Origin of the sequence: Algoriphagus sp. AGSA1 (assembly GCF_021390545.1) — a bacterium.
In the GTDB taxonomy this organism is placed as follows: Bacteria; Bacteroidota; Bacteroidia; order Cytophagales; family Cyclobacteriaceae; genus Algoriphagus.
Genome location: NZ_JAJUWR010000018.1, coordinates 113,919 through 127,937, shown reverse-complemented (window position 1 = coordinate 127,937; position 14,019 = coordinate 113,919). Strand labels below are relative to the sequence as shown.

General features: G+C 42.6%; 11 protein-coding genes. 5 read left to right on the top strand and 6 right to left on the bottom strand.

Going from position 1 to position 14,019, the window contains the following annotated elements; genetic code table 11:
• Nucleotides 1-166: 166 nt before the first annotated feature.
• Nucleotides 167-547, bottom strand: coding sequence for a hypothetical protein (locus tag LZF95_RS15660; RefSeq protein ID WP_233756042.1), 381 nt, complete (start codon nucleotides 545-547; stop codon nucleotides 167-169).
• 721 nt (nucleotides 548-1,268) lie between these two features.
• Here LZF95_RS15660 and LZF95_RS15655 point away from each other — a divergent pair.
• The gene (locus LZF95_RS15655; RefSeq protein WP_233756041.1) at nucleotides 1,269-3,011 is read left to right on the top strand and encodes a GMC family oxidoreductase; all 1,743 of its coding nucleotides are present in this window, start codon (nucleotides 1,269-1,271) and stop codon (nucleotides 3,009-3,011) included.
• Nucleotides 3,012-3,014: 3 nt separating this feature from the next.
• A complete protein-coding gene (locus LZF95_RS15650; protein WP_233756040.1) occupies nucleotides 3,015-3,722 on the top strand; it encodes a gluconate 2-dehydrogenase subunit 3 family protein in 708 nt (235 codons plus the stop codon).
• A gap of 471 nt (nucleotides 3,723-4,193) precedes the next feature.
• Here LZF95_RS15650 and LZF95_RS15645 read toward each other — a convergent pair whose 3' ends face one another.
• Both LZF95_RS15645 and LZF95_RS27785 read right to left on the bottom strand, forming a co-directional pair.
• On the bottom strand, nucleotides 4,194-4,883 hold the full coding sequence (locus tag LZF95_RS15645) for a response regulator transcription factor (RefSeq protein WP_233756039.1): 690 nt from the start codon (nucleotides 4,881-4,883) through the stop codon (nucleotides 4,194-4,196).
• Entirely contained in the window at nucleotides 4,880-6,400 is a 1,521-nt protein-coding gene (locus LZF95_RS27785) for a HAMP domain-containing sensor histidine kinase (protein ID WP_233756038.1), read from the bottom strand. Before LZF95_RS27785 ends, LZF95_RS15645 begins: the two co-directional genes overlap by 4 nt.
• A gap of 115 nt (nucleotides 6,401-6,515) precedes the next feature.
• On the opposite strand from LZF95_RS27785, the gene LZF95_RS15635 reads away from it, so the two are divergent.
• Nucleotides 6,516-7,346 carry a GLPGLI family protein gene (locus tag LZF95_RS15635; RefSeq protein ID WP_233756037.1) on the top strand — a complete coding sequence of 277 codons (831 nt, stop codon included), beginning with the start codon at nucleotides 6,516-6,518 and terminating at the stop codon, nucleotides 7,344-7,346.
• Between the two features lie 21 nt (nucleotides 7,347-7,367).
• On the top strand, nucleotides 7,368-10,049 hold the full coding sequence (locus tag LZF95_RS15630) for a carboxypeptidase regulatory-like domain-containing protein (protein ID WP_233756036.1): 2,682 nt from the start codon (nucleotides 7,368-7,370) through the stop codon (nucleotides 10,047-10,049).
• A gap of 120 nt (nucleotides 10,050-10,169) precedes the next feature.
• Here the strand turns inward: LZF95_RS15630 and LZF95_RS15625 are convergent, their stop codons facing one another.
• The 3 genes from LZF95_RS15625 to LZF95_RS15615 form a co-directional block, all read right to left on the bottom strand.
• Nucleotides 10,170-10,748: a YceI family protein gene (locus tag LZF95_RS15625; protein WP_233756035.1), complete on the bottom strand. Its 579-nt coding sequence runs from the start codon at nucleotides 10,746-10,748 to the stop codon at nucleotides 10,170-10,172.
• Between the two features lie 119 nt (nucleotides 10,749-10,867).
• Nucleotides 10,868-11,116 (bottom strand): hypothetical protein, encoded by a 249-nt coding sequence (locus tag LZF95_RS15620; RefSeq protein WP_233756034.1) that lies wholly within the window; start codon nucleotides 11,114-11,116, stop codon nucleotides 10,868-10,870.
• Nucleotides 11,117-11,200: 84 nt separating this feature from the next.
• Nucleotides 11,201-11,650, bottom strand: coding sequence for an Hsp20/alpha crystallin family protein (locus LZF95_RS15615; protein WP_233756033.1), 450 nt, complete (start codon nucleotides 11,648-11,650; stop codon nucleotides 11,201-11,203).
• Nucleotides 11,651-12,216: 566 nt separating this feature from the next.
• Between LZF95_RS15615 and LZF95_RS15610 the strand changes: the two genes are divergently transcribed.
• Nucleotides 12,217-13,749, top strand: a complete 1,533-nt coding sequence (locus LZF95_RS15610) for a SulP family inorganic anion transporter (RefSeq protein ID WP_233756032.1) — start codon at nucleotides 12,217-12,219, stop codon at nucleotides 13,747-13,749.
• Nucleotides 13,750-14,019 lie beyond the last annotated feature (270 nt).

Here is a 14,019-nt window from a genome sequence, read left to right as displayed (position 1 = left end):
TATATCCGCTTTTCTGCCAGTAAAACAATAAAAGCATCATAGGATTCGGAAAACACCAGCGTCAAGGCCACTTCGGTCACCCGTCTTCGGTCTTCCGTCCAGTAAAGCAAAGAGAATATGGTTACTGGCATCATTGCGGATAATCACATTTTTTTAATACCAAACTCTAATCATCAATCACTAGCTCTAAAGTTAGAGTTGGATTATCCTGATCAGAATTGTTTATACCAATTTTGTATGTGTAATAACCTTTTTCAAGTGGAGTTTCGCCCACATAATCGAATGGCTGGATTCGTAATTCTTTCCCATTGGCTTTAAGACTAACAAAACCGTAACGATAAGCTGATTCAAATTCCTTGTATTTTGATTTTTGTCCAGCCTTAATGTTGTCGAATAAGACATTACCAGATCCTGAATTCACTAACACCTCTTTAAATTCAACGTTAGAACTGTTTTCAAGACGAATCATTATCCCTTCAGGATCAGGGGATTCGACGCACGATGTGGTAAGGAGAAACGCTAAAAAGAGTGCAAACAGGTGTTTCATAATTATCAAAATAAGTCGGCATCTTTATAACGAAACATTTTCTCCAATCGCTACTACTTTGAAGTGACCATCCTTTAAAATTCCTTCTCACCAAAGCCACTCATGATGAACTTGGAGTTGTTTTTCAGATTGTTGAACGCATAGCTGAGGTTAAATTGAATGAAATCAACATCATAGAGATAATTTATCGCCGCGGAATCCACCTTGGGGAGGAGGGAAAAGATTAGGTGTAGTCAGGATAGGAAGCGTCCGATGAGCAACCAGTATATCGAGGGAACTTCCTCTTTTACATTCCTTGAAGAAGGTATCCAAAAGTAAAGAAATCCAATCTTCCCCTTTCCTATCTCACAGGTTTTGGCGAGTTGAGGAAGGATGTTAAAAGCATTTGAATAGTACTTGTGCAAAGATATTTTTCAAAAGGCATATTGTCCATTTATAAAAAAATAGAAGAAGTTTTCTGTCATTTTTTTAAATCGGGATAAGGGTGCTTGTGGACATAAAAAGCCTTTATAAGCATATGAAGGCATTTTTTCAATCAAATTAAACGGATCAAACCTTCCTAGTTTCTCCTTGGATTCAATCTGAATAGGTAATTCAGCAAGTTTGGGAGGAAATAATTTTGTTAATTTAGCCTTACATCGGTAAAGCTTATGGTTTTTTGGAAATCTGTTTTGCCATTGTTATTAAAACTTGGATCACATCTATAAAGAAATTCTATCAAATGAGTTTTCAAATCAAAAATTCCGGTGAAGCCTATGACGTAATCATTGTAGGTTCCGGTGCTGGGGGAGGGATGGCTTCAAAAATCTTATCTGAGGCCGGTCTTTCCGTGGCTGTAGTGGAAGCAGGGGGCGATTTTGACCCCGCAAAGGACGAAGATCGTACCCAACTCAGACCGCCATGGGAGTCCGCAAGACGGGGTGCCGGTACCAGAATCCGCCCCTTTGGCGATTTTGATGCCGCAATAGGTGGATGGGATATCGAGGGAGAGCCTTACACCAAGAAAAATGGGACTGAATTCGATTGGTTCCGATCCAGAATGGTCGGAGGAAGAACAAACCACTGGGGAAGAATTTCTCTCCGTTTTGGCCCCAATGATTTCAAGCGGGCCAGTATAGACGGGCTAGGACATGACTGGCCTATCGGATACGATGACCTCAAACCTTATTACGATAAGGTGGATAAGTTGATAGGAGTCTTTGGGACCAAAGAAGGAATCTACAATGAGCCAGATGGTTTTTTTCTTCCTCCTCCCAAGCCTCGTCTGCATGAACTTTACATGAAAAAAGGGGCGGATAAAATCGGTGTGCCCATGATCCCTGCACGCCTTTCCATGCTCACACGTCCTATCAACGAGGAAAGGGGCGTATGTTTTTTCTGCGCCCAGTGTAATAGGGCCTGTCAGGTTTATGCGGATTTTTCAGCCGGAACCTGTCTGGTACACCCTGCCATGAAGAAAGGAAAAGTGGATCTATACACACACTCCATGGTGAGGAAAGTCACCACTGATGACAGCGGAAAAGCGACAGGGGTTTCTTTCGTGAGCAAAGTTGACATGAAAGAATACAAACTAAAATCAAGGGTAGTAGTATTAGGCGCGTCAGCTTGTGAATCTGCCAGGATCATGATGAACTCCAAATCCAAAACCCATCCGGATGGTTTGGGCAATAGCTCTGGAATGGTAGGAAGATACCTGCATGACTCCACAGGTACAGACCGCATGGCCATCGTGCCTAGTTTAATGGATCGCGAGCGGTACAATGAAGATGGAGTAGGAGGTATGCATATGTACACACCGTGGTGGGGAGATAATAAGAAGCTTGATTTCGCCAGAGGATACCATATAGAATATTGGGGTGGAATGAGCCAGCCTGCCTATGGCAGCGGTGGAAGTATGAATTCCATGCGCCAGTATATCAAAGATGAATTTGGTGAACCCAGCCAGAATGGTGGCTATGGAATAGGTATGAAAAAAGATATCCGTAAACTCTATGGTTCAACGCTGGGTATGTCAGGCAGGGGGGAAAGTGTGCCTATGTATGACAACTACTGTGAAATCGATCCTAATACGGTAGATAAGTATGGGATCCCGGTTTTGAGATTCAATTACAACTGGACAGACCAGGAAGTAAAGCAGGCAAAGCACATGCATGACACCTTTGAGGAGATCCTCACCGAAGCAGGCGGGATTTTGCTGGGCACCAAGCCTGGACCTGAAACCAAATATGGTCTTCTGGCCCCAGGGAGAATCATCCATGAAGTAGGGACTACACGAATGGGGGACAATCCTTCCACTTCTGTGTTGAATTCTAATTGCCAGGCGCATGACTGCGATAATTTGTTCGTAGTGGATGCAGGTCCTTTTGTGTCCCAGGCAGATAAAAACCCGACCTGGACTATTCTGGCCTTGGCCTGGAGAACCTCCGATTATATTGTCTCAGAATTGAAAAAGAAAAATATCTAAACCATGAACAGAAGAGAAAATCTAAAATTGCTCTTTACCGGCTCTGTCGGTACAGGTTTGTTATTGACAGGCTGTTCTCCGGAGCAGCAGGAGTTGCCTACTCGTGCATTGCTTGCCGGCGGGACGATTGGTGGCAGGACTGAGGAGGAAAAACAGAGGGATCAGGACCTGCTTTCTGACACATTTTTCACTGAGGAAGAGCGTAAGAAACTTACAACGCTGGTGGACATCATATTGCCAAAAGACGATGAGTCCCCTGCGGCATCTGAAGTTGGGGTGGTGGACTTTATGGAGTTTATGATGAAAGATCAGCCAGGAAACCAGACACCAATGCGTGGTGGGCTGATGTGGTTGGATTACGAGGCGGATGAGAAATTCGGCAAATCCTTCAATGAGCTTAAAGAATCCGAGGTCATTGAGATAGTAGAGGAAGTAGCTTGGCCAGACAAGGCTAAGCCTGAATACATAGGTGGGGTTCGTTGGTTTAATTTGCTACGCAACCTGACCTGTTCAGGCTATTTTTCCACAGAAGCCGGCTGGAAATATATCGGCTATGTAGGGAATACGCCAAACGCTTGGGACGGTGTGCCGCAAGAGGTCATGGACAGGCATGGGTTCAAGTTGGAGGAGAAATATCTTCCGCAGTATCTCAAGCCTGAAGATAGAGGCACTATCATAGCCTGGGATGAAGATGGAAATGTTATTGGCTGATCTAGTTTAATTTAACGCAAAAAAAATAAACCCGGTGGATGAAAATTCATCGGGCTTTTTATGATACACCAATTCTACCTTTTTGCTAATACTAAAAAACTGCTGCGCTTTCCAGCGTGGTGCAGAGGCGCTGCGTGACATTTTTCTCTCTAAACCACGCAGACTTCCTCTGACTTTTTTCCACACAGAATCTTAGTCAGGAGTAAGGTTCCATTCCCTTTTATAACGAATACTTCCATCCCTAATTTTCCGGTATTTTTTTAATTATGCATAAACCCGAAATATGCATTAGCAATTCTATTACAGCCATTAATTGCTTCAAAATCAGTCATTATATTGTTGTTTTCAACTTCACCATAGCGGTGCTATGCCTCAGTTTCCAAACATCCTGATTTTCTTGCAATTAATGCCTTCATGACGAAACCTAATGCATAATCCAGGTTAAAGGATGTTAATCCAAAGCCATAATGGTCAACAGACCAGTTTATACCCAAATCCCCGTACGTTTAGGATCTGGATTTGGGAGTCTTCCTGTAGTTTTTTTCGAAGCTTAGTGATGAACACATCCATGCTCCGGGCATTGAAAAAATCATCAGAACCCCAAATCTGGGTGAGGATCAGACTTCTGTCGGTGATCTGGTTGGCGTTTTCCAATAGGATTTGTAGTAATTGGGATTCACGTGCAGTGAGAAGATACTCCTCTTCTTTTTCTTCTTCAAGTTTCAACAGTTGTTTAGTGGGGTGAAACTTGTACTTTCCCAGAGGTAGCCATTCAGGTTGGTTTTTACGAAGTTGAAGACGGTTGAGCTGAGCCTTGATCCTTACAATCAGTTCCTCCATACTGAAGGGTTTTCTTACGTAGTCATTTGCCCCTATGCCAAAACCTTTGAGCACATCTTCTGTTTGGGATTTGGAAGTCAGAAAAACAATCGGTGTATAAGGATCAATTTTTCTGATTTGTTCTGCCAGAAAAAATCCATCTTTCTTAGGCATCATTACATCGAGGACCAGGACGTCGGGTTTTGATTTTTGATAGCTATCCCAAGCTTGTTGACCATCATGGCAAAGCGTGACCTGAAAAGCCCTGCTTTCCAGACTTTCCTGCATGATCATTCCCAGGGCGGTTTCATCTTCGGCTAACAAAATCTTGATCTTATTCATGGCCAGATGGTGATAAAAGAGGTGCATTTTGGAGCTGTTTCCAGTTTGATTTTACCTTCATGTTTTTCCACGATTTTCTTTACATAGTATAGTCCGATCCCAAACCCTTTTACGTCATGCAGGTTACCTTTGGGGATTCTGTAAAATTGCTCAAATACTTTTTCCTTTTGCTCCGAACTGATATTCCCTCCATTATCCCAGATCCTTATGTGGGTATCGGCACCTTGATCCAGGGTGATTCTCACCTTTTCTCCCCCGTATTTCAGGGCATTGTCCAGTAGATTGGAAAGTGCGTTTTCAAAGTGGAAAGGATCCACATGTATAGTGGACACCTTAGTGGGAAGGACGAGTTCTATTTCTTTGTCCGGGGTTAAGGTCTGGAATTTTTGCACCAGAGATTGCAACACAGGCAAGGGGTCGATTACTTCCCTTTTTAAAATCAACTGTCCGGAATCCAGCGTAGCTGTCTCCAGAAGTTTCTCCACCATCAGGTTTAATTTGAGCAGTTGACTCTTGGAAATCCCCAGGTACCTTCTGGTCTTTTCTGGATTATTTTCAGGGTTGAATTGCTCTATCCCTTCTATTGCTGATAGTGTGGTGGCAATAGGTGTTTTGAATTCATGCGTAATATTCCCGATCAGATCCTCTTTGATCTCAGCGATTTCCTTTTGGTTTTTGATGGTATGATAGAGGTAATAAAACGCACCTGCAATAACCAGAAGAAAGATAATAGACATAAGAATATCTGGAATACCGCGTTTCAGGACCGTCAATGCAGTGTTTTCAAAATACATTTCCAGCTTCTGGCCCCGGGGCAGGAAGGTGGATTTGGATAGGGTGGAAAAGGGCATTTCCGTCAATGCGGGGTAATTGAATGATCCGGATATGGTATCTCGATCATAATGTAACAGTCCGTAATTGATCCTGATGTCCTTTCTGTCCAGTTCATCCTTTACAAGCCTGTTTATCCTGTCAAAATCCAGGGAGTCCCTGGTAATGGAGATGATGATCTGGTTGGTAAGCGCTTTTAGGTTGCTGAGACTATCAGCGGCATTGAGCCCCCGGAAAATATTGATACTCTGGATCGCATGCGCTTCAATAGCATCAAATGTGTCTATTTGTGTATGTATTTTGAATTTTTTATAGTCAAGCTCATCTCCCAACCAGTCCAGGTTTGAAGTGTCCCCGGACTCCATTTTTTGAATCGCCTTGAATATTACTTTGCTTTCCCCGATTCGTTTGAGGAAATCATCTTTGACCGTATCCGTTTCCGGTTTACTGTAACTCCTCAACATGAGATTAGAGTTTTTATTCTCTGACAGGGTGATCACATCTGTTTTGGCCAGATCCGCAAAATAAATTTCCAGTGCATTGTCCAGGCTTTGCTGTATATCGGCGGCCAATTGGGTTTCGTTTTGCTTAAACTGTGTGAAGTTTCTATAGATCTGCACAGCTATGCTCATCCCCAAAGTCAGGGCGATCAAAATTCCTATACGTTTGAATTGGAGCTTTTTCACGATGCTAAAGTAGAGGCTAAGAAAGACATAAATCCTGATGTTAACACACGTTAACAGTGCTTAACTTAGTGGTAAGGCCGGTTTATATTGGTTTGTAGCAATAAAATCAACTGCTATGAACATACGTATTTTACTCCTTGCCCTTGCCCTCTTAGCCTCAGTTTTTACAGCTGCAGCACAGGGATTGAGCGGAAGGGCTTTCTACAAGTCCTCATCAAGTTTCAAAATTTCCATGGACAGTACCAAAATGGCACCTGAAGTCATGGCTGATCTGCAGAAGCAACTGCAAAAACAGATGGAGCGGGAATATGTACTTTCCTTTACCCAGAGGGAATCAAACTGGAAGCAGGTAGAAAGCTTGGGATCTGGGCCTGCCACAGCCACATCTGGTGGAGCAAGTATCGTGATCAACACCGGTAATCAGGATAGACTTTTATACAAGAACATTGCAGGGCATAATTACATCCAAGAAGAAGACTTGATGGGGAAGGGATTCTTGGTAAAAGACAGCCTAGCAACCTATGAATGGGAATTGACCGGCGAAAGCAAGAAGATAGGGGAATATACCTGTCAAAAAGCAATTTACTCCAAGATAGTGGATAGTAAGTCTTTTTCCTTGGGACAGGATGAAATGCTGGAGACTAAAGATACTGTGAATGTGGTGGCTTGGTTTACCATGCAGATACCTGTAAGCCATGGACCTGGAGAATTTTGGGGATTGCCAGGACTGATCCTGGAACTTCAAAATCAGGGGATAACCTACATCGCCGAGCGGATAGTATTGAATCCCAATGAAACGGTGGCAATAGAAGTCCCTAAGAAAGGAGAATCGATCAGTAGAAAAGATTATCAGGAACTTTCTGAGAAGAAAATGCAGGAAATGATGCAGCGGTATTCCGGAAAGCCGGGAGATGGCAATCAAATGACTATCAGAATAGGGAACTGACCGATTTTGACTATTCTAGGTATGTTGCTTCTCAAGCGTATTCTGTCAACAGGACTTTTACTTCTGTTGGTATCGTATTCCTTTGCACAGAACAAAAATCTGGTCGGGAAAGTCCTTGATACTTTGGATCGGCCCATAGCCTATGCCAATGTGGTAGCGGTAAACCAAACCACACAGAAAATAGGTGGTTTCAGCATCTCAGATGCAGATGGAAGGTTTAAGATTGGACTGGTTCCAGGTTCCGAATATTTGCTCCGGGTTACTTTTGTAGGATACAGGCAGTTTGAACTGAAGTTGACTGAATGGACGGACCAAGAGCTGCTAAAGATCGTGCTAAGCCGGGATGAGACTATGCTGGACCAGGTGGAAGTGGTGACAGAGCTGCCCATCACGATGAAGGGCGATACACTGACCTATAAAACAGATGCTTTTACCACAGGGACCGAACGAAAGCTCAGGGAAGTACTGGAAAAGCTGCCAGGATTTGAAGTGGATGACAATGGAGAAGTAAAGGTGCAGGGAAAGAAGGTGGACAAGGTAATGGTAGATGGAAAGAATTTCTTTGACGGAGACACCAAGCTTGCCACTAAAAACCTTCCTGCCAATGCGGTGGACCGTGTCCAGGTATTGAAGAATTATAATGAAATAGCTCCTGTTCGAGGACTGGACAATGATGAGAATCTGGCATTGAATATTCAGTTAAAGGATGGGAAAAAAAACATGGTTTTTGGAGATGTGTCCGCAGGGGCTGGATCAGAGGAACGTTATTTAGGGCATGTAAATGCTTTTTACTATGCCCCCAAAGTGAATCTCAACCTGATAGCCGATGCCAATAACGTGGGGGAGCTGGCATTTACTCTTCAGGATTATTTCAGGTTCAGCGGAGGCTTGGCAAATCTTTCTGGCAAATCCGGATCTACACTGAATGTAAATGCCGAAGACATGGGGATTCCTATGGCACAACGTAACAACGCACGTGACCTAAGGACTGAGCTCGCTGCCGTTAATTTGAATTATAATCCCAGTTCCCGGTGGTTACATTCAGGCTTTCTGATCGGGTCAGCTTCCAAAAACAAACTGGGGTCTTCCTCACAGCGAACTTATCTGAGAACGGATGAAAACAATCAGGAAACACTTACTTCCGTAAATACAGTCGAGAACAAATCTGGCCTGCTGAAGTATGCGGTGACATTTACACCTAAAGAAGAAACGTATGTGAAGTACAGCTTTTTTGGGAAACTGGCTGATATCGGCAACCAAAACTTCCAAGACTCTGATTTTGGGAATACCCAACAGCAGGTCATAAGCTATCAAAGCAGACAGCCTTATGCGATCCAACAAAAGGGAGAATGGTTTCACGCTCCCTCTGACAAAAGAGTGTTCTCCATGGAAGTGAATTGGGAGAAAAAATATCAGAACCCCCTTTATGACTTGACTACAAGTCAAAACCCTTTTGGTGGTTTAGTCCCGCTTTTAGACAGAGATACTTATCGTTTCCTTCAAAACCAAGATATCAAAACAAGAACGGTAGAGGGTGTATTCAATTACTATGCGATCCTAAATCCTACCAATCATTTTAATTGGAGCTTGGGCTATACCAATACCGGGCAAAGTCTGGTAGGAAGTGTGGATCAGGGGGATACGTCCCTAGAGGAAGGTTTGCAGGAATTTGAGAATGATTCCAGGTTTGATTTTCAGGATTTGTACCTCGGCATGACTTACAAGACAAAATGGAAATCACTGATCATCAGCCCATCACTTTATCTGCATAACTATACATGGATCGATACTCAGATGGAAGAAAAAATGGCTCATGACAAGTTATTGCTGCTACCCGGAATGTATGCTAAATGGAATATCAGGTCCAATCGCTCATTGACTTACAGGTTCAGTACACAGACGAATTTCATGGATATCCAGAAGCTGGCGCAAGGACTTGTGATTTCGGATTACAATTCGGTTTTCAGAGGTAACAGACAGCTGGATAATGGCTTGTTCTACACCCAATCAATTGGTTACAATCATTTTGATTTCTTCTCTTCTCTAAATATTTTCGGGAACTTGAGTTGGACAAGAAAGCATCAGGACCTGGTAAACACCACAGATTTTTCAGGAATAAACAGAATCCTGAGCGTGCGGAACATAGCCCCTGTCAATGAGTCTCTGACCGCAAGCTTGAATGGTGATAAGCGCTTTCAGACCTTCAAAGTCAGTGGGGGAGGAAACTGGAACAACTATTCCACGAACAGCCTGGTGGATCAAAATCTGGTTAACAACAGCCAGTTTACGCACTCGTACTTTTTTAAATTCACCAGTACATTTATGAAAACTGTCGAAGTTGATTTAGGTTATTCCTGGGATCAGAACTTCTATAAATCCACCAATGCCAGAAATACATTTAGCACGCACAGTCCAAAAATCGAAGTTGACTGGGATATCTGGAAAGGGCTGAAACTTAATTCCGATTATACTTACAATGCCTACCTGAACAAAGCCTCCGCCACTACCAGCACATTTGATTTCTTGAATGCTTTCCTAAGCTATCAGGGAAAATCCAGTCCTTGGGAATTTAGGTTGACGGTGTGGAATATTCTCGATACCCGATCTATCCGTCGGGATAGTTTTACTGAGAATCTGATCAGTACCTATTCCTATTTGGTCCAGCCGAGATATGGGTTGTTATCAGTGAAGTGGGATCTTTAATACGATGCTGAACTTGGTTCAAAGCTTAGAACAAAAACTAGAAACAAAAAACCAGTTCATCTATACATCTGAACTGGTTTTTGTGGTATTGCGGGAAAATGCCGGACTTAAAGCCGTGTCCTACTCGCTGGCAACAAGTTTTACATCTAGTTCCACATCATCATAGATCAACTTGTCGGCAAGGTTTTCGAAATACGAGCCAGAGCGGAATTTGATGTCATAGTGGGTACGGTCAAAAGTCAATTTTCCAGTAGCTGTGATCTTCCCCCCGCTCACCGAAACAGTAGCAGGAAAAGTAACCGGTTTGGTGATTCCTTTGATGGTGAGATCCCCTGTGATCTGGTATGCTTTTCCATCACTTGTTTTGGCATCTGTGATCTTGAACATGGATTTATTGTGTTTTTCCACAGAGAAAAAATCATCGGATTTCAAGTGGTCGCTTAACTTTTTATTCATTCCCGGATCGGTAATGTCCTCTACAGTTAAACTGGTCATGTCCATCTCGAAATTTCCGCCGAGGATCCTATTATCCTCATAATCGAGAGTTGCGGATGTGATGGGCACTTTGCCATGATGCTGGCCCGTTACTTTTTTGGCGGTCCAGGTGATGGTACTTTCTGTTGTGTTCACGGTAGCCACTTTGGGTGCCATTGAGAATGAGGTTAAAGCCAAGGCGGCAAAGAGTGTAAGGATCTTCATAAATTTGGTTTTAGAATGGGATTTGGTCAGAACATCTATAGACGGCATAAAATACGGCAAGGTTTTTACTTTGGATTAGAATGTTCAGCAATGTAGATTATCGCATAATATTGTTATATTTATTTTGATTTCCTTACTTCCCGGCTTGGGTATGGAAATTTTGCCAGTGCAAAATTTCCTTTATTGGCGGGTAGGTTTTTGACCTGATATATCAGCCCGTTGTTTTTCAGCCAATTGTCAAGTTCTCTTATTTCTGTTTCTCTTAGTACTTGTTTGGCCTTCCAATACTCTTTTTGAACCAGTCGTTTGTCGAAACTAACTTTCTCAAGAATTGTTTTATAGTAGTTCAGAAATGAATTTTTACCCATTTTTGATATACTTTTTTGGTGTGACAAATACTTATAATAAAAATAAATACAGCCAGCCAATAGATATAGGCTGACTGTTTAAATTTAAGAAATCTGAATAGTTCTTACAGGTTTTTGCCTTGCTTCTTCCCGTTTAGGAATTAACAGCTTTAAAATTCCATCCACATACTGTGCTTCTATTTTGTCACTTTCTACAGTATTTGGCAGGTGGAAAGAGCGTCTGAAGGCACTGTAACTGAATTCTCTACGGGAGTAGGTTTCCTGTTCTTCTGAATTCTCGGTTCTCTCTGCCTGGATGACCAGAGTACTATTGTCTATTTCCACCTTGAAATCATCTTTTTTCATTCCCGGAACGGCCATTTCTACTTTATAATCGGTTCCGCTTTCGATGATATTTACTTTAGGTAGGGTGGGGTTATCGGACATTCTTCCTATTCCAGAGGCATCCAGCCAATCAAATAGCCCCTTAGTAGGAAAGTCTTCAAAGAAACTTGGGAAGGTATTGTGACCGTTCCTTTTCATCACTGTGTTCATTGCTTTATCATTTTAATGGTTAAACAACTAAACTTTCTTGATTATCTGACTCTTACATTGCCAGAGAAATCAAATCAAGAGATTAATGAATCGCGATTCTTGTTTTTTTAGAAACAAGGGAGATGCCAACTCTGCGCTACGATAATTTTGTCACTTTTTCACTGAAAATTTGTCAGTAACCATAATTCATGACACTGATCGCAACTATTTTTTACCATAATTAAGGTTTATAATTTCCACTGATAAGATCTCAACAGGAGCTTGGAAAATGCAAATATTAGGCTCAGTGTATGATTTATAAATTTTATAATTTCCTCCTGCCGATATTTGTACTTTCTAATTAGTCAAGAAGTTTGAAATTCTGGCTAGAGTTTCTATTTTCGCACTCTCAAAGAATAATATGGGCTTATTTCTCACTTTACGCTTCGGCACCACGCCACCCTGATTTTTTTAGTTTCACCTATGGTGGACTATCCTGCTTACATTTCCTATTAATATAAATTTCTCTACATCCATGTTCTTTATAAGATGGATATAGTTTTCAATTACCTATTCTATTCGTACAAATGAAGAAGTACTTCAATTTATTTGATTTCAGTCAGCGTGTTGACTATAAAACCGAGGTGATGTCGGGGCTTACCGTAGCGCTTGCTCTTATTCCTGAAGCAGTTGCTTTTGCGTTTATGGCTGATTTATCTCCTTTGACAGGTCTATATGCTGCCTTTGTGATGGGGTTGGTGACTGCCATTTTGGGAGGTCGTCCCGGAATGATCTCGGGGGCAACAGGGGCGATTGCCGCAGTGATAGTTACGCTTTCAAAAACCGAGGGAGTAGAGTATGTATTTGCAGCTGTGGTGTTATCCGGAATTATTCAGGTTATTGCAGGCGCTCTAAAGCTCGGAAAGCTCATCCGGTTGGTTCCCCATCCGGTAATATTTGGCTTTGTCAACGGGCTCGCAATTATCATTTTTATGTCCCAGTTGGACCAGTTTAAAACCCAAGAAGGGGCTTGGCTTTCCGGTATGACTTTGTTTGTGCTTTTGGGACTGGTATTGCTGACTATGCTGATTATTTGGGGATTGCCTAAGCTGACTAAGCTTGTCCCTTCGTCACTTGCTGCTATTTTGGTGGTATTTGGAATAGTAGCCCTTCTGAAAATTGATACAAAAACCGTCGGTGATGTAGCCAGCATCAAAGGAGGTTTTCCCCCATTCCATATTCCAATGGTTCCGTTTGCTTTCGAAACCCTTCAGATTATATTTCCTTATGCACTGATCATGGCGGGAGTAGGGCTGATAGAATCGCTACTCACACTTAATATTATCGATGAAATCACCGAAACTCGCGGTAGAAGCAATAAAGAGGCTGTTGCCCAAGGACTAGCTAACATCACCTCAGGGTTTTTCTCGGGAATGGGCGGTTGCGCAATGATAGGACAGAGTTTAATCAATATTTCTTCCGGAGCACGTGCCAGACTTTCAGGAATCGTGGCCGCAGTGATGCTTTTGGTGTTTATTGTTTTTGGCTCAGGCCTTATCGAGCAGGTACCTATGGCGGCCTTGACCGGTCTGATGATTATGGTAGCTATCGGGACATTTGAATGGGCAAGTTTCAAGACGATTACCCGTATGCCCAAGAGGGATATTTTTCTGATGTTTTTGGTTACCATTGTGACAGCAGTATTGCACAATTTGGCACTCGCAGTGCTGATCGGGGTGATCCTGGCAGCTTTATTCTTTGCCTGGGATAATGCCAAGCGCATCCGTGCACGCAAGCGCATAGATGAAAATGGGGTGAAACATTATGAGATTTTCGGTCCTTTGTTCTTTGGCTCTGTATCAGCCTTCAATGAGAAGTTTGACGTGCTCAATGATCCAGATGAAGTGATAATTGATTTTGCTGAGAGCAGGGTAGTGGATATGTCTGCCATCGAAGCGCTCAACAAAATCACCGAGCGCTATTCGAAGGTTGGTAAGAAAGTGCATTTGAGGCATCTGAGCCCGGATTGCAGAAGATTACTGGCCAAAGCTGACGAAATTCTGGAAATCAATATTCTGGAAGATCCTTCGTATAAGGTGATATCGGATGACTTGGCTTGATATATAACAGCGTATTTCGGCGTCTGGCTTGATATGGCGATCAGGCCCCGGACGTTTTTTGGTAGTAGCTTTTTTGTCCAATTCCTCTGCATTTGAACAGCACTGTATAGGTTCCTGCAACATGCTTGTTTTATATTTCGATCCAGGTCCAAAAAGTGGGTGGATGGCTTTGGCTGCAAATCAGGGTCGGGGCAGGTTGAGTAGTTTCACTGCTATTGAATTTTTGGAATGACGTTCTGTACCCACCACAAAGATGTTAAGTACCAGTTC